The sequence below is a fragment of the Enterobacter sp. RHBSTW-01064 genome (assembly GCF_014103035.1).
Classification (GTDB): Bacteria; Pseudomonadota; Gammaproteobacteria; order Enterobacterales; family Enterobacteriaceae; genus Enterobacter; species Enterobacter mori.
In genome coordinates this window covers 747,652-767,065 of sequence record NZ_JABXOU010000001.1, presented here as the reverse complement: position 1 = coordinate 767,065, position 19,414 = coordinate 747,652, and the positions used below count along the sequence as shown (strand labels likewise).

Genomic DNA, 19,414 nt, shown 5'->3' with positions numbered 1-19,414 from the left:
ACCCTACAGGCGATATATACATGAAACGATCTCCTTTAGCCGGGGCGTGCTTGCTCGCGCTCTCGCTGATGATGGGGAGCGGTGCGGCGGTCGCAAAAACGCCGCCCGACCAGCTCATCATCGGCATGAATATGAACAACCTCCTGACCCTCGACCCGGCGGCAATGACCGGTAACGAAGTGGTCGGCATTGTGGTCAATCTCTATGATTCGCTGGTGGAGCTGGATCCGAACGAACTCACCAACGTCAGGCCCGCGCTGGCAACGTCATGGGATATTTCGCCGGACCGTCAAACCCTGACCTTCCATCTGCGCGATGACGTGAAGTTTCACTCCGGCAACCCGCTCACGGCGGAGGACGTGGTCTGGTCGATGCGCCGCCTGCTGCACCTCAACCTTGCGCAGGCGTCGGTGTGGAAATCCTACGGATTTTCAAAGAAAAACATCGATAGTCACATCAGCGCACCCGATGCGAACACGGTGCAGATTGTCCTGCCAAAGGCCAACGATCCGCAACTGGTGATTTACTCCCTTGGCGCGCTCGGCAACCTCGGCGTGCTGGACAGCAAAACGGTGCAGCAGCATGCGGTCAACAACGACTGGGGCAACCGCTGGCTGACCACCAACGAAGCCGGTTCCGGCCCGTTTATGCTGGAGACCTGGCAGGCGAAGGACGTGCTGCGCATGCAGCGTAACCCGCACTACTGGCGCGACGCGCCGAAGATGAGCCGCGTGGTGCTGCGCCATTTCCAGGAGTCGCAAACCCTGCGCCTGATGATTGAAAAGGGTGACCTCGACATTGCCAACAATATGGCGGTGGCGGACATCAACGCTCTGCGTAAAGACCCCCAGCTCACCGTGGAAGCCGTGCAAAAAGGCACGGTCTACTACGTGGCGATGAGCATGAAGGAGGCCCATTTCGCTAACCCGAAGGTGCGCGAAGCGGTGCGCTACCTGATTGACTATCAGGGCATCAATAAAGCGCTGATGCCGGGCTACGGTGTGCTGCACCAGCGCCCCATCAAGGCGGGTATGCCATCAACGCTGCCGGACCCGGGCTATAAGCTCGATATCCCTCGTGCCAAAAAACTGCTGGCAGAGGCGGGTTATCCGGACGGATTTGATACGACCCTGAGGGTGCTGGCGGATCAGCCGTTCCTGAATATTGCCATTGCGGTGCAGTCAACGCTGATGCAGGCGGGGATTAACGCCAAAATCATCACCGGCACCGGGAACCAGATCTACGGCGCAATGCGCGAGCGCAGGTTCGACATGCTGGTCGGGCGCGGGGGCAGCGGGGTAGAGCCACATCCGCACTCCAGCCTGCGCGCGCTGGTCTATAACCCGGACAACAGTGACGAAGCCCGGCTGACCAATTTCCAGGGCTGGCGCACCAGTTTTTACGATAAGCCGCTCAACGAGATGATCGACAAGGCCCTGCTGGAGCGCGATCCGAAGAAACAGGTCGCCGACTACCAGCAGATCCAGGTGCGCTACGACGCGCTGATCCCGGCGATGATCCCCCTGTCGCAGATGGTGGATTCGGTGGTGGTGCGTAACGAGGTGAAGAACTTTCAGTCGCACCCGTCGGCCACGACCTTCCTGCGCGACGTCTACAAAACCGGAGGTGAAAAATGAGCGTGGCGATCCTCGCGCCCGGCTCCCGGGCCCGGCGCTTCTCAACGCGGCTCACGCAGGTGCTGGTAACGCTGTTCGGCCTTCTGCTGCTGACCTTTTTCATCGGCCGCGTGATGCCCGTCGACCCGGTGCTGGCGATTGTTGGCCCGGATGCCGACCACAGCACCTACCAGCAGGTCTATCACCAGCTGGGGTTCGATAAATCTCTGCTGACGCAGTTCGGCATTTACCTCAGTAACCTTCTGCACGGCGATCTGGGCAACGCGCTGCTGACGGGCAAACCGGTGACCGCCGATATCCTGCGCGTTTTCCCGGCGACGCTTGAGCTGGCGACGATGGCGATAATCGTCGGCGCGGGCTTAGGCATCCCGCTGGGGGTGCTGGCGGCGGCGCGTCGCAACAGCGTTTCCGACTACGTGGTGCGCATCATCAGCCTCGCGGGTTACTCCACGCCCATTTTCTGGGTCGGGATGATGGGGCTGCTGCTGTTCTACGCCTGGCTTGGCTGGGTGGGGGGCGCGGGACGTCTGGATCTCGGACTGGAGGGTTTAGTCCCACGCCGCACCGGACTGATGACGGTGGATGCGCTGCTGGCCGGGAACGGCGCGGTGTTCTGGAACGCTGTTAACCATCTGGTTTTACCGGCCTCGCTGCTCGGCTTCCACTCGCTGGCCTACATCAGCCGCATGACCCGCAGCTTTATGCTGGCGCAGCTGTCGCAGGAGTTCATCATCACCGCGCGAGTAAAAGGCTTAACCGAGCGTCAGGTGATCTGGAATCACGCGTTTCGCAATATCCTCGTACAGCTGCTGACGGTGGTGGCGCTGGCCTACGGCTCGCTGCTGGAAGGGGCGGTGCTGATTGAGACCGTCTTCTCGTGGCCGGGCTTCGGCTCGTATCTCACCGGCAGCCTGCTGCTCGGGGACATGAACGCGGTCATGGGCTGCGTGCTGCTGGTGGGGGTTATCTTCGTGATGCTCAACCTGCTCTCCGACATGCTGTATCAACTCTTTGACCCGAGGACGAAATCATGACCGTTTCTCTGGATACGCCGCTGGGGGCAGGGCCGTCAGAAAGCCGCCAGCGTATCAAGCGTACGCTGGGCCGCGTCGCCGGTTTTGTCGGCAAGATGGCGCGCAACCCGCTCACCGCCATCGGCGGCGGGATTATTCTGCTGCTGCTGATTGTGGCGGCCTTCGCGCCGCTGATCGCGCCATACAATCCGCTGGTACAGGACCTTAATAACGCGCTGGTCGCCCCGAACGCGCAGCACTGGTTCGGCACCGACGAGTTTGGCCGCGACATCTTCAGCCGCCTGGTGTACGGCTCGCGCATCACGCTCTATATCGTGCTGCTGGTCTCCGTGACCGTCGGCCCGCTGGGGCTGTTGCTGGGCGTCACCGCAGGCTATTTCGGCGGCAAGGTGGATGCCGTGCTGATGCGCGTGACCGATATCTTTATCTCCTTCCCGAGCCTGGTGTTGGCGCTGGCGTTTGTGGCGGCGCTCGGGCCCGGGCTGGAGCACGTGGTTATTGCGATCACACTCACCGCCTGGCCGCCGATTGCCCGTCTGGCGCGCGCCGAAACGCTCTCCCTGCGTCAGGCCGATTTTATCTCCGCCGTGCGTCTGCAGGGGGCGTCATCGGCCCGCGTGCTGTGGCGTCACATCGTGCCGCTGTGCCTGCCGTCGGTGATTATCCGTATCACCATGAACATGGCGGGGATCATTCTCACCGCTGCCGGATTGGGCTTCCTCGGCCTTGGCGCACAGCCGCCGGAGCCGGAGTGGGGTGCAATGATCTCCAGCGGTCGCACCTACATGATGGAGTGCTGGTGGGTAGTGACTATTCCGGGGCTGGCGATCCTGATCAACAGCCTGGCGTTCAACTTCTTAGGAGATGGCCTACGTGACATCCTCGATCCTCGTAGCGAATAACCCGCTGCTCGACGTGCGCGACCTCCATGTCGATTTCATCAACGGCGGCGCAGTAACCCACGCGGTGCGCGGCGTCTCTTTCCAGCTCGGACGCGAAAAGCTGGCGATTGTCGGCGAGTCCGGCTCCGGCAAATCCACCGTCGGGCGGGCGCTGCTGCGCCTGCATCCGGCCAAAGCGCAAATCAGCGCTTCGCGGATGCAGTTTGGCGACGTCGATTTACACTCTGTCAGCGAGGCGCAGATGCGTGGCATTCGCGGCAAGCGTATCTCGATGATCATGCAGGACCCTAAGTACTCGCTTAACCCGGTGGTTTGCGTGGGCGATCAAATTGCCGAAGCCTGGCTGACTCATCATCCGGGGCGCAGGGCGGAAGCGAAAGCCAAAGTGCTGGAAATGCTCGACGTGGTGCGCATTCGCCAGCCCGGGCGGGTGTATCACCTCTATCCGCACGAGATTTCCGGCGGGCAGGGGCAGCGCATCATGATCGCCATGATGCTGATCACCGACCCGGAGCTGGTGATTGCCGACGAACCGACCTCGGCGCTGGACGTGTCGGTGCGTTTACAGGTGCTCGGCCTGCTCGACGACCTGGTGCAGTCCCGCGGGCTGGGGCTGATCTTTATCAGTCACGACATCAACCTGGTGCGCAGCTTCTGCGACCGGGTGCTGGTGATGTACGCCGGGCGCGTGGTGGAGTCGATTGCCGCGAAGGATCTGCATAACGCGAAGCATCCGTACACGCAGGGTTTAATCAGCGCGCTGCCGGAAATCAACCATCGCCGTCCGACGCTGCCGGTATTACAGCGTCAGGCCAGCTGGCTCACCGAGTAAGGAGCAGAGATGATCGAGATTAACCACCTCAACCTGGCGTTCGGCCAAGGCGAGAAGCGCAATCAGGTACTGGACGATGTGAATATCAGCGTGAAAGAGGGCGAGATTTATGGCCTGGTGGGGGAGTCCGGTTCGGGCAAAACCACGGTGCTGAAATGTCTGGCCGGGCTGTTTACCCACTGGGACGGTGAGCTGGCGATTGGCGGCAGGCCGTTGGAAAAGCGCATCAGCCGGGAACGGTGCCGTCGGGTGCAGATGGTGTTTCAGGACCCGTACGGCTCGCTGCATCCGCGCCACACTATCGGCGATATTCTGGAAGAGCCGCTGCAGATCCACGGCATTAACGATCGGGAGCGGCGCATTTATACCTTGCTGAACAAGGTGGGGCTAAACCGGGCGTTTCGCGACCGCTATCCGCACCAGCTTTCCGGCGGCCAGCGCCAGCGCGTGGCGATTGCCAGAGCACTGATTCTTGAGCCGCAGGTGCTGCTGCTGGATGAGCCGACCTCGGCGCTGGACGTCTCCGTGCAGGCGGAAATCCTCAACCTGCTGGCGGAGCTTCAGCGTGAGTCAAATTTGACCTACCTGATGGTGACGCACGATCTGGGCGTGATTGCCCACCTGTGCCAGAAGGTGGCGGTGATGCAGTACGGCAAAATCCTCGAAAGCCTGACCGTCGACGCGCTGGTGGCCGGACAGGCCAAAACCGACTATACGCGGATGCTGGTCAATGCCAGCCAGCAGTATTCACGCGAAATGGCGCGAGAGGTGGCGGTGTATTAGGGTTGTGCGGTTTTTAGCCGGGTGGCGGCTACGCGCTCGGTACTGTAGCCGGGTAAGGCGTAGCCGCCACCCGGCAAACCCTCAGCGCAAAAGCGGACAATCCGGCGGTAACCGGCACTGCAGCGCACCGGGCAACACCTCAATGCGGAACTGCGTCCCGCTCAGCGGTTCCCCATCAAGGTTAAACGTCATACCGTGTGGGGCATTCACTTCAAACCATGCGGATTTCCCGGCAATAATGTTTGGGCTTTCCTCTGGCTGCGTCAGCGTGGTGAACAGCGCGGGCAGCAGTCCGTCGCCGGTGAAAATCCGCAGCTGGAGCTGACCGTCGTTGATCAACGCTTCCGGGCAAAGCTGTTGTCCGCCGCCCGCCTGACGCCCGTTGCCGATGCCAATCACCAGCGCGTCGCCCTGCCAGTGGAAGTTCTCACCGTGGATTTCACAGCGGTCGGGCTTCAGCGTGTCCATGCGCATCAGGCCGTGGATCAGGTATGACACGCCGCCCAGCGCCGCCTTTAGCTTTTCCGGCGTTTCGCTGGTAATGCGCGTACCGAAGCCGCCCGTCGCCATATTGATAAAGCAGGTTTTATCATTCACCTGCGCAATGTCTACGGCGGTCGCTTTACCCAGAATTGCCAGCTGTAGCGCTTTCCCGAAGTCTTCTGGGATCCCTGCACTGGTGGCAAAATCATTAGCCGTGCCAAGCGGCAAAATCCCCATCACCGGGCGGTCTGTCGTCGACAGGTCGATAAGCGCGGAGGCGATCTCATTGATGGTGCCATCTCCGCCGCCGGAAATAATGGTTTTGACGCCCAGCCGGATGCCTTCATCGATGTACCGTGCCGCGTCGCCTTTTTCAAACGTCACCCGCACGTGAATGCGCGCACCGTCTTCCCGTAATTCGGTAATGGCCTGGCGAAGCACGTCGTTGCCCGCACTTTTGCCGTTGAGAATCAATAAACTGTCTGGATAGGTTGCCATCCGCGCTGCTCCCTTTTTTAGCGTTAGTTAGAGTGTATAGCAGAGAGGAAAAAAGCGGGTAAGAACAGGATGAAAGGAAAAAAATAAGCCCACGTAAGGGAGATTACGCGGGCTAAGGAGGTGGTTCCTGGTACAGCTAGCATTTATGGGTTATGTTTTTCAGCGCTGGGGATAATACCCGTATTGAACGAAGCGGTATGTGATCCGATTCTAAGAATTATCCCGATGTGAAAAAATCCCGCTGATTGACTATTTGCTGTGCGGATTTCGGGTGTTTTCACCCTCGAAATTGCGCATCAGCAGCGCAAACTCTAGCTCCACTTCTTCAGGTACCGGCAGCCAGACGACGTGTCCGTCGCCCGGTGCGACGTCAATCGCTTCACCCTTTTTGTTTTCCAGATGCTCCAGACGGAAGTTCATGTTGCCCTGCGGGGTCATGAGCTCCAGGCTGTCGCCTTTGGTGAATTTGTTTTTCACCGCCACGGCTGCCAGCGCGCCTTTGCGCTCGCCGGTGAAATCGCCGACAAACTGCTGGCGCTCAGAAATGGAGTAGCCGTGCTCGTAGTTCTGATAATCATCGTGGGTATGACGACGCAGGAAGCCTTCGGTGTAGCCGCGATGCGCCAGACCTTCCAGCGTCTCCAGCAGGGTGGTATCGAAGGGTTTACCGGCAGCGGCATCGTCGATAGCCTTGCGGTACACCTGCGCGGTACGTGCGCAGTAGTAGTAGGACTTGGTGCGTCCTTCGATTTTCAGGGAGTGCACGCCCATCTGGGTCAGACGCTCGACGTGCGCGATGGCGCGCAGGTCTTTGGAGTTCATGATGTAGGTGCCGTGTTCGTCTTCAAAGGCGGTCATGTACTCGCCCGGACGCTTGGCTTCTTCAATCATAAACACGCTGTCGGTTGGCGCGCCGACGCCCAGCGTTGGCTCAACGTTGGTCACCGGGATCGGCTCGTGCTTGTGCACGATGTTGCCAATGTCATCCTCTTTGCCTTCCTGGACGTTATATTCCCAGCGGCAGGCGTTGGTGCAGGTGCCCTGGTTCGGGTCGCGCTTGTTGATATAGCCAGACAGCAGGCAGCGGCCGGAGTAGGCCATGCACAGCGCACCGTGGACGAAAATCTCGATTTCCATATCCGGCACCTGGGTGCGGATCTCTTCGATCTCTTCGAGGGAAAGCTCGCGAGACAGAATGACGCGGGTTAGCCCCATCTGCTTCCAGAACTTCACCGTCGCCCAGTTGACGGCGTTGGCCTGCACGGAGAGGTGAATATCCATCTCCGGGAAGTGCTCCCGAACCAGCATGATTAAACCCGGGTCCGACATGATCAGCGCGTCCGGCCCCATCTCCACGACCGGCTTTAGATCGCGGATGAACGTTTTCAGCTTGGCGTTGTGCGGCGCGATGTTCACCACCACGTAGAATTTTTTGCCCAGGGCATGCGCTTCGTTGATGCCGAGCTGCAGGTTCTCGTGGTTAAATTCGTTGTTGCGCACGCGCAGCGAGTAGCGCGGCTGGCCCGCGTACACCGCATCGGCACCATAGGCGAAAGCGTAACGCATATTTTGCAGCGTTCCCGCCGGGGAAAGGAGTTCCGGTTTAAACATGATTGTTCTCGTTCTGATGACAGGTCAGATCCGCGTGCACCTGGTGCAGCGGTAAGGGGAGATCCCCCACTTTAAGGGCGGGCATTGTAGCGCTGTGGGGCAGGGAGGTAAAGCGCCGGGTCGCGTCACCGCGCTCCCGGCGTGCTTCGTGCCGTCAGGTGTTGTCTTTTACCGTCTGGGCAGACCCGTTGGTTTTGACCGAGGCTATGCCCTTATCACGCGATTGTTCCGTTGCATAAAGCTGGCTGCTGCCAATCACCTGATGGTTGCCCGCCTTTAGATTGAAATGGAACTTCCCGTTCGAGGCCGTTTTCTTATCAAAGCGCTCGTCCAGGGGGCTGTTTGTGCGTACGGAAGCAATGCCGTTTTCAGCCGCACTTTTGCTGGTATAAAGCTCGCTGGTAAGAATGATCTCACCGTTGCCAGCTTTCAGCACAAACCTGAACTGACCATCACTGCTTTTACTTAATTCGAACCAACCAGACATAGGTACTCCTTTATCGAAGGTAAAATTATCAGCACCAGTTATAAATAAGCGAACCGGTAAAAAGAGTATGGTTGATTCATGGATTGATTCCAGAAAAGAAAAACCCGCCAGAGGCGGGTTTCAGAGGGGATATGTTACACAATCCTGCAGGCATCCGCTTCCCAGCGATACCCCACGCCATACACCGCGCGAATGAACGACTGGTCGGCATCCAGCGCCTCCAGCTTGCGGCGCAGGTTTTTAATATGGCTGTCGATGGTGCGGTCGGTCACGACGCGGTAGTCGTCATACAGGTGGTTCAGCAGCTGTTCGCGGGAGAACACTTTTCCCGGCTCGTGGGAGAGGGTTTTCAGCAGGCGGAACTCCGCAGGCGTCAGGTCCAGCAGCTTGCTGCGCCAGCTTGCCTGGAAGCGGCTTTCGTCGACAATCAGCGGGCTTTCGGCGTCGAGCACCTGAAGCTCGCGCTGCGGCTTGCAGCGGCGCAGAATGGTTTTCACGCGGGCGACCACTTCACGCGGGCTGTAGGGTTTGCAGATATAATCGTCCGCGCCTATTTCAAGTCCCAGCAGGCGGTCGATTTCTTCTATTTTGGCGGTCACCATCACGATGGGCACGTCGGAGAAACGACGAATTTCGCGGCACAGGGTCAGGCCGTCAGTACCCGGCAGCATCAGGTCAAGCAGGATCAGGTCCGGCGGCGTCTGGCGTACGTAGGGCAACACCCGATCGCCATGGTTAATCAGCGACGGGGCGTAGCTGGCCGCGCGTAAATAGTCGATCAGTAACTGCCCAAGCTTAGGCTCGTCTTCCACAATCAAAATGCGTGGCGTGTTTTCGTCAATCGGTAACTCGGTCATGCTTCTCTCGATAAATCCCGTTCCAGAGGTAACTCTACTGTAATGCTAACCCCGCCAAAAGGCGAATGGGCGGCGCGGAGGGTGCCGTTGTGGGCTTCGACGATGTTAACGCAAATCGCCAGCCCCAGCCCGGAGCCGCCGCTGGCGCGGTTACGCGATCCTTCAGTGCGATAAAACCGCTCAAACAGTCTCTCCAGCTGCGCATCCTGCACGCCGGGGGCGGAATCCGCGAAGGTGAGGGCGAAGCGTCCGTTTTCCTGCCTGCCGGAAATATGCAGCCCGCCGCCGCTGTCGGTGTAGCGCAGGCTGTTTTCCAGCAGGTTGTTGAATAGCTGCATCAGCCTGTCTTTATCGCCAAACACCACCGCGCTGTCCGGCAGGGAGAGGTCGATTTTCAGGTTGCGGCTGGCAAAGCGCTCGCGGAAGGCGCCGCTGATCACTTCCAGAATGTTAATCACGTCGACCGGCGCTTTCTGGTAGGCGAGGGCGCCTTCGTCGGACATGGAGAGCTGATGCAGGTCGTCCACCAGCTTGGTCAGCGTACCCACTTCCGCCTGCAGCGAGGCCACGGATTCGGGCGTAAACTGACGCACGCCGTCCTGAATCGCCTCCAGCTCGCCGCGCAGCACCGCCAGCGGGGTGCGCAGCTCGTGGGAAATATCGGCCATAAAGTCGCGGCGCATCTGCTGGTTCTTCTCCAGCGTGCTGGCGAGCTGGTTAAAGTCCTGCGCCAGCTTGCCCAGTTCGTCCTGGCTGCGGGTGTCGACGCGGGTGGTAAAGTCCCCGGCGGCCAGCCTGTGCGTGCCTTCCACCAGCCGTTTCACCGGGGCGAGCAAACCGCGCGCCAGCGGGAAGGTGGCGAGCGCGGCGAGCAGCGTCGACAGGGCGACTATCAGCCAGCTGGTCTGACGTTGCTGGCGGTCAAAGTTAATATCGGTATTGCGCGTCAGGCGTTCAACCGGCGAGGCGATCACCCAGCCCACCGTGGCGCCGTTAGCGGTGATGGCGCGCCGCGTGCCGTCCGGCGGTATCGGTGCGCGCGGCCCAACCAGCGTGCGCATGTCCTGGTCTATTACCCAAAACTGGGTGCGCCAGCCGTGTGGCGGCATACCCGGGCCCGGGCGGTCGTCGTCATTATCGTGCTCCAGCGAGCGCAGGATCTGGAAGATAAATCGGTCATTGTTGCGCAGGAACCGCCAGTTGCCGTGCTGCGTATACTGCTCGCCCAGCGCATCGCTTAACCCCTGCAGGCGCTGTTCGTTGCCGTGCTTAATGTAGTCAATAAACCCGCGCTCAAAGCTGACCCGCACCGCCCAGTGCATGGTGATCAGCAGGACGATACAGGTGGCAAAAATCGCCACAAAGAGTTTGCCGGTAATACCCGGACGCCAGAATTTCATGGTGCACTCCTTTTGCCGCGTCGGATCACGACGTTCTTAGTGGTGTCATTCGGGACTCTGGCGAAGATGACGGCGGGCAGGGCGATAATCACCGCCATGCTGAGATAGGTATATAAAAAGACCTGATGGGCAACGGGCGTGTCCACGCTGAGATGGTGCTGCCCGTACATGCCGAGCAGCAGGCCCGCAATGGTCACGCCGACGCTCATGGAAAGCTGCATGACCATCGACAGCAGGCTGTTGCCGCTGCTCGCCAGCTCGTCCGGCAGGTCTTTCAGCGTCAGGGTGTTCATCGACGAGAAGCGCATGGAGTTGATGATCCCCTGGCAAAACAGCACCAGCGGCAGGACGTAATACCAGCCCATCAGCGCCACGGCCATAAACAGCAGGCTGACCAGCGCCAGCCCCAGCGTGGCGGCGACCAGCACGTGGCGGTAGCCAAAGCGGTTCACCACCTGCACCACGATACGCTTCATCCCCATGCTGCCGAGCACCATCGGAATCATCATCAGGCCCGCGTGGAACGGCGAAAAACCCATTCCAATTTGCAGAAACACGGGCGTCATAAACGGCAGCATCCCGCTGCCAATACGCCCGGCAAAGCTCCCGAACAGACCAAGACGGTAGGTGGGGTTTTTAAACAGATTCAGGCTGAACAGCGCCTTGTCATTCTCGCGAGCGTGCCACAGATACCACAGAATGGCGGTGATGCCGATAACGACCAGCATCCCCAGCGTCAGGGACGAAATACCCAGCCCCTTTTGCCCGTCGAGCGCCAGCGTGAGCGTGGCCATGCCCGCCGCCAGCAGGATAAAGCCGAAGAAATCAAAGCGCCGCGTCTGCATTTTGTAGTTCGGCATCAGCGTCAGGGTGGCGATGGCGCCGATGATGCCAACCGGCAGGTTGATTAAGAAAATCCAGTGCCAGGAGGCGTACTCCACCAGAATCCCGCCCAGCGCCGGGCCCAGCAGCGGCCCCACCTGACCGGGTAACGTCACAAAGGTCATCGCCGCCATATACTGCTCGCGCGGCACAATCTTCATCACCGTTAGCCGCCCGACCGGCACCATCATCGCGCCACCGACGCCCTGCAGCACCCGCGCCATCACCAGCTGGTCGAGGGTGTTGGCCTGGGCGCAAAACAGCGATCCGGTGGTAAACAGCACGATGGCGGTAAAAAAGATATTGCGCACGCCCACTTTGTCCGCCAGCCAGCCGCTGGCAGGCAGCATGACCGCTACCGTCAGCACGTAGGAGACAATCACCATATGCATGTGCAGCGGGCTCTCACCCAGGCTTTTCGCCATTGAGGGGAGGGCCGTATTAACGATGGTCGTATCCAGCGACTGCATAAAGAAGCCGAACGCGACTATCCACAGCTGCCAGCGAACGTTGTTGGGGAGGTCGGTCATTTACTCGGTCACCGTGGTTCTCTTTTTACGTGAAAAGCGCAGCCGCAGGCGGTCAAAGAACAGATAGACCACCGGCGTGGTGTACAGCGTCAGCAGCTGGCTCATTACCAGCCCGCCGACAATGGTGATCCCCAGCGGCTGGCGCAGCTCAGAGCCGTCGCCGCCCGAAATCACCAGCGGCAGCGCGCCAAACAGCGCCGCCAGGGTGGTCATCATAATCGGGCGGAAGCGCAGCAGACAGGCCTGGAAGATCGCCTCTTCCGGCGTGAGGTTGCCGTTGCGCTGGGCGTCCAGCGCGAAGTCGACCATCATAATGGCGTTTTTCTTCACAATACCGATTAACAGCATAATCCCGATGAGCGCGATGAGGCTGAACGGGGCACCGAACAATTCCAGCGCCAGCAGTGCCCCCACGCCCGCCGACGGTAGCGTCGAGAGAATGGTCAGCGGGTGAACGTAGCTCTCATACAGCACGCCCAGCACAATATAAACCGTAGCAATCGCCGCCAGAATCAAAATCACCTGTGAGTTCATCGTCTCCTGGAACACCTGCGCCGTGCCGGCAAAGCTGCCGCGCACGGTGGACGGCACGCCAAGCTGCGTCATGGCGCGGTTGATGGCATCGCTGGCCTCTGAGAGCGACGAGCCGGTTGGCAGGTTAAACGAAATGGTCGAGGCGGCCGAAAGGCCCTGATGGTTAACCGACAGCGGCGCATTTGACGGCTGCCAGCTGGCGAAGTACGACAGCGGGATGGCCTTGCCGTCGCTGTTGATGACAAACATCTTGTCCAGCGCGCTGATGTCCTGGGTGTAGCGCGGGTCAACCTCCATCACCACCTTGTACTGGTTCATCGGCTGATAGATGGTAGAAATCTCGCGCTGACCAAAAGCGTTGTTCAGCAGGCTGTTAGCCGCTGCCACGTCAATGCCCAGCCGCGACATGGTTTCGCGGTCGTAGGTGAGCGCCATCTCCGCGCCGTTGTCCTGCTGATCCGAGTTCACGTCCGCCAGTTCCGGCAGGGCGGCCAGCGCTTTACGGATCTTCGGCTCCCACTCGCGCAGGGCGGCTAAATCATCCGAGAGCAGGGTGTACTGATAGCTGGCGTTGGCCTGACGACCGCCGACGCGGATATCCTGAACGGCCATCAAAAACAGGTTCGCGCCCGGCTCTTTGGCGAGCTTCACGCGCAGGCGGTCAATCACCTGCTGCGCGGTAAGATTTCGCTCGTCGCGGGGCTTGAGGGTAATAAACATCATCCCGCTGTTGACGCGCGAGCCGCCGGTAAAGCCGGTGACGTTATCTACCGCCGGGTCTTCACGAATGATCTTCATAAAGTCCTGCAGCTTACCGCGCATCGCCTGGAACGAAATGCTCTGGTCGGCCTGAATACCGCCCATCAGCACGCCGGTATCCTGCTCCGGGAAGAAGGTTTTCGGGATGGTGATATACATCCAGACGTTCAGGCCAATGGTGGCGATAAGCACCAGACCGACCAGCCGCGTATGGTTCAGCACCCACTTCAGCGATGTACCGTAGCCTTCCTGCATCGCCATCAGAACACGACCAAAGCCTTTACGGCGCGGCTGGGTGTGCGGCTTGCTGCGCTTGAGCATCCAGCCGCACATCATCGGCGTGAGCGTGAGCGAGATAACCAGCGAGATACCTATCGCCACGGAGAGCGTGACGGCAAACTCGCGCAGTAATCTGCCCGGCAGCCCGCCCATCAGCAGCAGCGGCAGGAACACCGCCACCAGCGACAGGCTCATGGAGAGCACGGTAAAACCAACCTCGCGCGTCCCTTGCAGCGCCGCCTGCAGCGGCTTCACGCCCGCTTCCAGATGGCGGGAGATATTCTCCAGCACCACGATGGCGTCATCCACCACGAAGCCGGTGGCAATCGTCAGCGCCATCAGCGACAGGTTGTTTAGGCTAAAGCCGCACAGGTACATGGCGGCAAAGGTGCCAATCAGCGAGACCGGCACCGCCACCGCCGGGATCAGCGTCGCGCGGCCTGAGCGCAGGAACAGGAACACCACCAGGATCACCAGTGCAACGGAGATGATCAGCGTTTGTTCCACCTCTTCAAGCGAGGCGCGAATGGTCGGGGAGCGATCCTGCGCAATCTTCAGATCGATGGCCGCCGGAATGGTCTCCTGCAGCTCCGGCAAGCGCTCGCGGATGCTGTTGACCGTCTGGATGATGTTGGCTTCCGGCAGCTTGCGGATCATCAGCAGGATCGCCGGTTTGGCGTTGGTCATCCCGGCGTTACGCACGTCCTGCACCGAATCGGTGACGCTGGCAACGTCGCTCAAGCGCACCGCCGCGCCGTTGTTGTAGTGAATAATCAGCGGCTGGTATTCGGCGGCGGTTTTCAGTTCGTCATTGGTCTGGAGCTGCCAGCGGTGGCTGCCGTCCTCAATCGCCCCCTGCGGTTTGCGCACGTTGGCATTGCTGATGGCGGAACGCACGTCGTCCAGCGACACGCCCTGATTAAACAGCGCCTGCGGGTTCAGCCCGACGCGCACGGCGGGCAGGGAGCTGCCGCCGACGTCAACGTCACCCACGCCGTCAATCTGGGCGATGGTCTGCGCCAGCTGCGTAGAGGCGAAGTCGTACAGTTGACCCTGCGAGTAGGTGTCCGAGGTGAGCGTCAGGATCATGATCGGCGCGTCGGACGGGTTGGCTTTACGATAGGTCGGCCGGCTCGGCATACCGCTCGGAAGCAGGCTTTGTGCGGCGTTGATCGCTGCCTGCACGTCGCGGGCGGCACCGTTAATATCCCGGTCGAAGCTGAATTCCAGAATAATGCGCGTGCTGCCCAGCGAGCTGCTGGAGGTCATCTCGTTGACCCCTGCAATGCGCCCGAGCGAACGCTCCAGCGGCGTGGCGACCGACGAGGCCATGGTTTCCGGCGACGCGCCGGGCAGCGAGGCGCTGACCATGATCACCGGGAAATCCACCTGCGGCAGCGGGGCCACCGGCAGCAGCCGGAAGCCGAGCACGCCGCACAGGGTGATGGCGACGGAGAGTAAAATTGTCGCCACCGGACGGTAAATGAAGAGGGCGAAAAACTTCACTTACGCCTCCTCTTCACGTTTCGGGAAGCGGCTTTTCGCCCACAGCGCCAGGCGGTCAAACAGCAGGTAGATCACCGGCGTGGTAAAGAGCGTCAGCACCTGGCTGACCAGCAGACCGCCAACCATGCCGATCCCCAGCGGACGGCGCAGCTCAGCACCGACGCCGGTGCTGAGCATCAGCGGCAGCGCGCCCAGCAGGGCGGCGAGGGTCGTCATCAGGATCGGACGAAAACGCAGCAGACAGGCCTGGAAGATGGCATCGCGCGGAGACATCCCCTGCTCGCGCTCGGCGGCCAGGGCGAAGTCGATCATCATGATGGCGTTTTTCTTCACGATCCCGATAAGCAGGATGATGCCGATGATGGCAATGACGTCCAGCTCGCTGCCCGCCAGCATCAGCGCCAGCAGCGCCCCGACGCCTGCGGTCGGCAGGGTAGAGAGGATGGTGATCGGGTGGATAAAGCTCTCATAAAGCACGCCGAGCACGATGTACATCGCGACCACCGCCGCGACGATCAGCCAGACGGTGTTACCCAGCGCGGCCTGGAACGCCAGCGTGCTCCCCTGGAACTGGGTCTGAATATCGGACGGGAAGCTGAGTTCTTTTTCGGCGCTCAGAATGGCCTCTACCGCTTCGCCCAGCGAGTATCCGTCCGGCACGTTAAACGAAATGGTGGTGGACGGGAACTGATCCAGGTGGTTGATCGACAGCGGGGTATAGCGTTCCTCCACGCTGGCAATGGCGCTTAACGGCACGATCCCGCCGTCTTTACTGGTCAGGCGCACCGAGTCCAGCGCGGCGAGGCCCGGCGTGTTATCCGTGTTGTGCTCCAACACCACGCGATACTGGTTCGCCTGGGTATAGATGGTGGAAATCAGGCGCTGACCAAAGGCGTTATAGAGCGCGTTGTCCACGTCCGCCATGGTAATGCCCAGACGGCTGGCGGTGTCGCGGTTGACGTTCACGTAGGCCGCCAGCCCTTTGTCCTGCCAGTCGCTGCTGACGTCGGAGAGCTGCGGCAGCGCTTTCAGTTTTTCCACCAGCTGCGGCACCCAGGTGCTGAGGGCATCCAGCGAGGTCGCCTGTAGGGTGAACTGATACTGCGTGCGGCTGACCTGGGTATCAATGGTTAAATCCTGAATGGGCTGCAGGTAAAGCGCAATGCCCGGCACCCGCGCGACGGCGTTTTGCAGACGCTCAATGACGGCGTTAACGCGGTCGTCGCGGTCATCCAGCGGCTTGAGGTTGATCTGCAGGCGCGCGCTGTTGAGCGACGGATTGGTACCATCCACCCCCACGTAGGCGGTCAGGCTCTCCACCGCCGGGTCCTTCATAATGATTTCAGAGACCTGCTGCTGGCGCTGGGCCATATTGGCGAATGAGACCGACTGCGGGGCCTGAAGCGTGCCCTGAATAATGCCGTTGTCCTGGATAGGGAAGAAGCCTTTCGGAATGAAAATCCACAACATCACGCTGAGCGCCAGGGTACCCAGCGCCACGCCGAGCGTTGCCCACGGATGGTTCAGGACTTTCGCCAGCACGCGACCGTAGGCGGCAATAATCCGCTCGAACATGCGCTCGGAGGCGCGCGAGAAGCGGTTTTGTTTGCGCAGGGACGCGTGGCTCAGCATGCGGGCGCACATCATCGGCGTCAGGGTCAGCGAGACCACGGCGGAGATCAAAATGGCGACCGCCAGCGTCACGGCAAACTCGCGGAACAGACGTCCGACGATATCGCCCATAAACAGCAGCGGGATCAGCACCGCAATCAGCGAGAAAGTCAGCGAGATAATGGTAAAGCCGATTTCGCCCGCGCCCTTCAGCGCGGCGGCTAAGGGCTTCTCACCTTTTTCGATATAGCGCGAAATGTTCTCGATAACGACGATGGCGTCATCCACCACGAACCCGGTGGCGATAGTGAGCGCCATCAGCGTCAGGTTGTTGATCGAAAAATCGAGGAACACCATCACCGCGAAGGTGCCGACCAGCGAGAGCGGCACGGCGACGGCGGGGATAATGGTTGCCGGGATGTTGCGCAGGAACAGGTAGATGATCATGACGACCAGCGCAATCGCCAGCATTAGCTCAAACTGGGTGTCGGTGACCGAGGCACGAATGTTGGTGGTGCGGTCGGAAAGGACCTTCACGCTGACCGATTTCGGCAGGCTTTCGATCAGCTGCGGCAGCATCGTGCGAATGCTGTCGGCGGTATCAATGATGTTCGCGCCAGGCTGGCGCTGCACGTTCATCACGATCGCCTGCTGCTTGTTGGCCCACGCCCCCAGCCAGCTGTTTTCCGCCCCTTGCTCAACGGTCGCCACGTCGCCCAGACGGATCGGCGCACCGTTCTGGTAGGCCACAATGAGCTGACGGTATTCATCGGCAGACTGCATCTGGTCGTTGGCGGAAAGCGTCACGGCGCGGGTTGGACCGTCCAGCGAGCCTTTTGCCGAGTTGACGTTAGCATTGCTGATGGCGGTGCGGATGGTTTCGCTGGTCAGGCCCAGCGCGGCAATGGCCTGCGCGTTCAGCTTCACGCGAACGGCCGGGCGCTGGCCGCCTGCCAGCGTAACGAGCCCCACGCCCGAGACCTGCGAAATTTTCTGCGCCACGCGTGTTTCAACCATGTCTTCCACCTGCGTCATCGGCATGGCGGAGGAGGTGACGGCGAGCGTCATGATCGGCGGATCCGCCGGGTTCACCTTGCTGTAGACCGGCGGGTTAGGCAGGTCAGACGGCAGCAGGTTGGTGGCGGCGTTGATCGCGGCCTGCACCTCCTGCTCGGCGACGTCCAGCGAGAGCGTCAGCTGGAACTGCAGCGTCACGACGGATGCCCCTCCGGAGCTTTGCGATGACATCTGCTTCAGGCCAGACATCTGCCCAAACTGGCGCTCCAGCGGTGCGGTAATGGCGGACGTCACCACGTCCGGGCTCGCACCCGGATAGAGCGTTACCACCTGGATGGTGGGATAATCCACTTCCGGCAGCGCCGACACGGGCAAGAAGCGGTAACCGATAATCCCGGCCAGCAGGATCGCCATCATCAACAGCGTGGTGGCGACAGGTCGCAAAATAAACAGGCGTGAAGGCCCACCTGTAGAGCCTGGTGGCATCACCTGCATCAGGCTTTCGCTCCCTGTTTCGCCGGTTCAACCACTTCCACTTTCGCCCCTTCGGTCAGGCGGTCGATGCCGTCTGTCACCACGCGGTCGCCAGCGGTAAGCCCGGCGGCGATCACCACCGTCTGGCTGTCCTGAATCCCGGTTTTCACCAGATGTTTACTGACTTTATTGTCGCTGTTCAGTACCCAGACGAAGTTACCTTCGTTACCCATCTGCAGCGCAGCCGTTGGGATCACCACCGCGTTCTCTTCGGTCGCGACCAGCATCCGCGCATTGACGAACTGGTTCGGGAAGAGGGCATCGTCCTGGTTGTTAAAGCGCGCCTTCAGCTTGATGGTGCCGGTCGTTGTGTCGATCTGGTTATCCAGGCTGAGCAGAGTACCTTCGCTCAGCTTCTGCTTGTTGGTGCGGTCCCAGGCTTCCACGACCAACCCCTTTCCGGCTTTTTGCGCCTGCACCACGGTGGCAATTTCGCTTTCCGGCAGGGTAAAGACCAAATCGATAGGGTGAGTCTGGGTGATGACTACGATGCCCGTGGTGTCGCCGCTGGAGATCTGGTTGCCGATATCGACCTGTTTCAGGCCCACGCGTCCGTCAATCGGCGCGGTAATGCGGCTCCAGTCCAGCTGCAGCTGTGCGCTGGCGACGGCGGCTTCGTCGGCTTTGAGGGTGCCCTGCGTTTCGCTGACCAGCGACTGCTGGGTGTCCAGCTCCTGACGTGACACGAGGTTGGTTTTCACCAGCTGCTGGTAGCGCGCTAAATCGCGGCGAGCGTTGGCGAGGGTAGCTTTGTCTTTCGCGAGCTGGCCCTGCGCCTGGGCGAGGGCAACCTTGAACTGGCTCGGGTCGATTTCCGCCAGTAAATCACCCGCCTTGACCTGCTGCCCTTCCTGGAAGTGAATGGCCTGAAGCTGACCGTCGACGCGGCTGCGCACCGTCACGGTGTTGGCGGCGGTAATGGTCCCGAGGCCGGTAAGATAGCGAGGAACGGCCTTGTTCACCGCCGTTGCCGCCTGTACCGGTGCCAGCGCACCGCCGCGCATACCGCGACGGCCTCCGGCGGCTGGGCCCTGCGACGCGCTCGTGGCACCGGCGGGTGCCGGGGTGTTAGCGGATTGGCTGTGCCAGTACCAGGCGGCGGCAAGGACCACCACAATGATGCCAGCGGCGATCGCCCAGCGGGATTTGTTACTGCCTTTCATCGTTATACGTTCTCATCCTGAAACACTTCGGGGAATGATACTAGTTTAGTCAGCTAACACAGCGGAAAAATGGAG

The 19,414-nt window shown here is 60.5% G+C and carries 14 protein-coding genes; 5 read left to right on the top strand and 9 right to left on the bottom strand.

All coding sequences use genetic code 11. The features are described 5' to 3' along the window. Nucleotides 1-20 precede the first annotated feature (20 nt). From HV355_RS03570 to HV355_RS03550, 5 genes are read left to right on the top strand one after another with little or no spacing between them, the layout of a single operon-like run. Nucleotides 21-1,637, top strand: a complete 1,617-nt coding sequence (locus tag HV355_RS03570; RefSeq protein ID WP_108416562.1) for an ABC transporter substrate-binding protein — start codon at nt 21-23, stop codon at nt 1,635-1,637. After that, nucleotides 1,634-2,671, top strand: a complete 1,038-nt coding sequence (locus HV355_RS03565) for an ABC transporter permease (RefSeq protein WP_120157850.1) — start codon at nt 1,634-1,636, stop codon at nt 2,669-2,671. Before HV355_RS03570 ends, HV355_RS03565 begins: the two co-directional genes overlap by 4 nt. After that, on the top strand, nt 2,668-3,573 hold the full coding sequence (locus HV355_RS03560) for an ABC transporter permease (RefSeq protein WP_148400038.1): 906 nt from the start codon (nt 2,668-2,670) through the stop codon (nt 3,571-3,573). The genes HV355_RS03565 and HV355_RS03560 overlap by 4 nt, the downstream gene beginning before the upstream one ends. Continuing rightward, nucleotides 3,545-4,405 (top strand): ABC transporter ATP-binding protein, encoded by an 861-nt coding sequence (locus HV355_RS03555; protein WP_126816561.1) that lies wholly within the window; start codon nt 3,545-3,547, stop codon nt 4,403-4,405. Before HV355_RS03560 ends, HV355_RS03555 begins: the two co-directional genes overlap by 29 nt. A 9-nt stretch (nt 4,406-4,414) precedes the next feature. Then, entirely contained in the window at nt 4,415-5,188 is a 774-nt protein-coding gene (locus HV355_RS03550; RefSeq protein ID WP_182400928.1) for an ABC transporter ATP-binding protein, read from the top strand. A gap of 81 nt (nt 5,189-5,269) precedes the next feature. On the opposite strand, the gene yegS is transcribed toward HV355_RS03550, so the two are convergent. From yegS to HV355_RS03505, 9 genes are all read right to left on the bottom strand, one after another. Next, entirely contained in the window at nt 5,270-6,169 is a 900-nt protein-coding gene (gene yegS / locus HV355_RS03545; protein WP_182400926.1) for a lipid kinase YegS, read from the bottom strand. Between the two features lie 249 nt (nt 6,170-6,418). Further along, complete coding sequence (yegQ, locus tag HV355_RS03540) at nt 6,419-7,780, bottom strand: tRNA 5-hydroxyuridine modification protein YegQ (RefSeq protein WP_010433709.1); 1,362 nt, start codon at nt 7,778-7,780, stop codon at nt 6,419-6,421. A 154-nt stretch (nt 7,781-7,934) separates the two neighbouring features. Further along, nucleotides 7,935-8,267, bottom strand: a complete 333-nt coding sequence (locus HV355_RS03535; RefSeq protein WP_010433711.1) for a YegP family protein — start codon at nt 8,265-8,267, stop codon at nt 7,935-7,937. A 134-nt stretch (nt 8,268-8,401) separates the two neighbouring features. Continuing rightward, the gene (gene baeR / locus HV355_RS03530) at nt 8,402-9,124 is read right to left on the bottom strand and encodes a two-component system response regulator BaeR (protein WP_010433713.1); all 723 of its coding nucleotides are present in this window, start codon (nt 9,122-9,124) and stop codon (nt 8,402-8,404) included. Further along, on the bottom strand, nt 9,121-10,524 hold the full coding sequence (baeS, locus tag HV355_RS03525; RefSeq protein ID WP_089599856.1) for a two-component system sensor histidine kinase BaeS: 1,404 nt from the start codon (nt 10,522-10,524) through the stop codon (nt 9,121-9,123). The genes baeR and baeS overlap by 4 nt, the downstream gene beginning before the upstream one ends. Continuing rightward, complete coding sequence (locus HV355_RS03520) at nt 10,521-11,936, bottom strand: MFS transporter (protein WP_120157856.1); 1,416 nt, start codon at nt 11,934-11,936, stop codon at nt 10,521-10,523. The genes baeS and HV355_RS03520 overlap by 4 nt, the downstream gene beginning before the upstream one ends. Next, the gene (mdtC, locus tag HV355_RS03515; protein ID WP_182400924.1) at nt 11,937-15,014 is read right to left on the bottom strand and encodes a multidrug efflux RND transporter permease subunit MdtC; all 3,078 of its coding nucleotides are present in this window, start codon (nt 15,012-15,014) and stop codon (nt 11,937-11,939) included. Then, on the bottom strand, nt 15,015-18,137 hold the full coding sequence (locus tag HV355_RS03510; protein ID WP_182400922.1) for an MdtB/MuxB family multidrug efflux RND transporter permease subunit: 3,123 nt from the start codon (nt 18,135-18,137) through the stop codon (nt 15,015-15,017). After that, the gene (locus HV355_RS03505; protein WP_182400920.1) at nt 18,137-19,339 is read right to left on the bottom strand and encodes an MdtA/MuxA family multidrug efflux RND transporter periplasmic adaptor subunit; all 1,203 of its coding nucleotides are present in this window, start codon (nt 19,337-19,339) and stop codon (nt 18,137-18,139) included. Before HV355_RS03505 ends, HV355_RS03510 begins: the two co-directional genes overlap by 1 nt. Between the last annotated feature and the right edge of the window lie 75 nt (nt 19,340-19,414).

What these genes read in the sequence shown, in the direction of transcription:
- HV355_RS03550 (WP_182400928.1), top strand. Translation starts at nt 4,415, where the DNA reads ATGATCGAGATTAACCACCTCAACCTGGCGTTCGGCCAAGGCGAGAAG.
- HV355_RS03520 (WP_120157856.1), bottom strand. Translation starts at nt 11,936, where the DNA reads ATGACCGACCTCCCCAACAACGTTCGCTGGCAGCTGTGGATAGTCGCG.
- HV355_RS03535 (WP_010433711.1), bottom strand. Translation starts at nt 8,267, where the DNA reads ATGTCTGGTTGGTTCGAATTAAGTAAAAGCAGTGATGGTCAGTTCAGG.
- baeS (WP_089599856.1), bottom strand. Translation starts at nt 10,524, where the DNA reads ATGAAATTCTGGCGTCCGGGTATTACCGGCAAACTCTTTGTGGCGATT.
- baeR (WP_010433713.1), bottom strand. Translation starts at nt 9,124, where the DNA reads ATGACCGAGTTACCGATTGACGAAAACACGCCACGCATTTTGATTGTG.
- HV355_RS03565 (WP_120157850.1), top strand. Translation starts at nt 1,634, where the DNA reads ATGAGCGTGGCGATCCTCGCGCCCGGCTCCCGGGCCCGGCGCTTCTCA.
- yegQ (WP_010433709.1), bottom strand. Translation starts at nt 7,780, where the DNA reads ATGTTTAAACCGGAACTCCTTTCCCCGGCGGGAACGCTGCAAAATATG.
- HV355_RS03505 (WP_182400920.1), bottom strand. Translation starts at nt 19,339, where the DNA reads ATGAAAGGCAGTAACAAATCCCGCTGGGCGATCGCCGCTGGCATCATT.
- HV355_RS03510 (WP_182400922.1), bottom strand. Translation starts at nt 18,137, where the DNA reads ATGCAGGTGATGCCACCAGGCTCTACAGGTGGGCCTTCACGCCTGTTT.
- HV355_RS03570 (WP_108416562.1), top strand. Translation starts at nt 21, where the DNA reads ATGAAACGATCTCCTTTAGCCGGGGCGTGCTTGCTCGCGCTCTCGCTG.
- yegS (WP_182400926.1), bottom strand. Translation starts at nt 6,169, where the DNA reads ATGGCAACCTATCCAGACAGTTTATTGATTCTCAACGGCAAAAGTGCG.
- HV355_RS03560 (WP_148400038.1), top strand. Translation starts at nt 2,668, where the DNA reads ATGACCGTTTCTCTGGATACGCCGCTGGGGGCAGGGCCGTCAGAAAGC.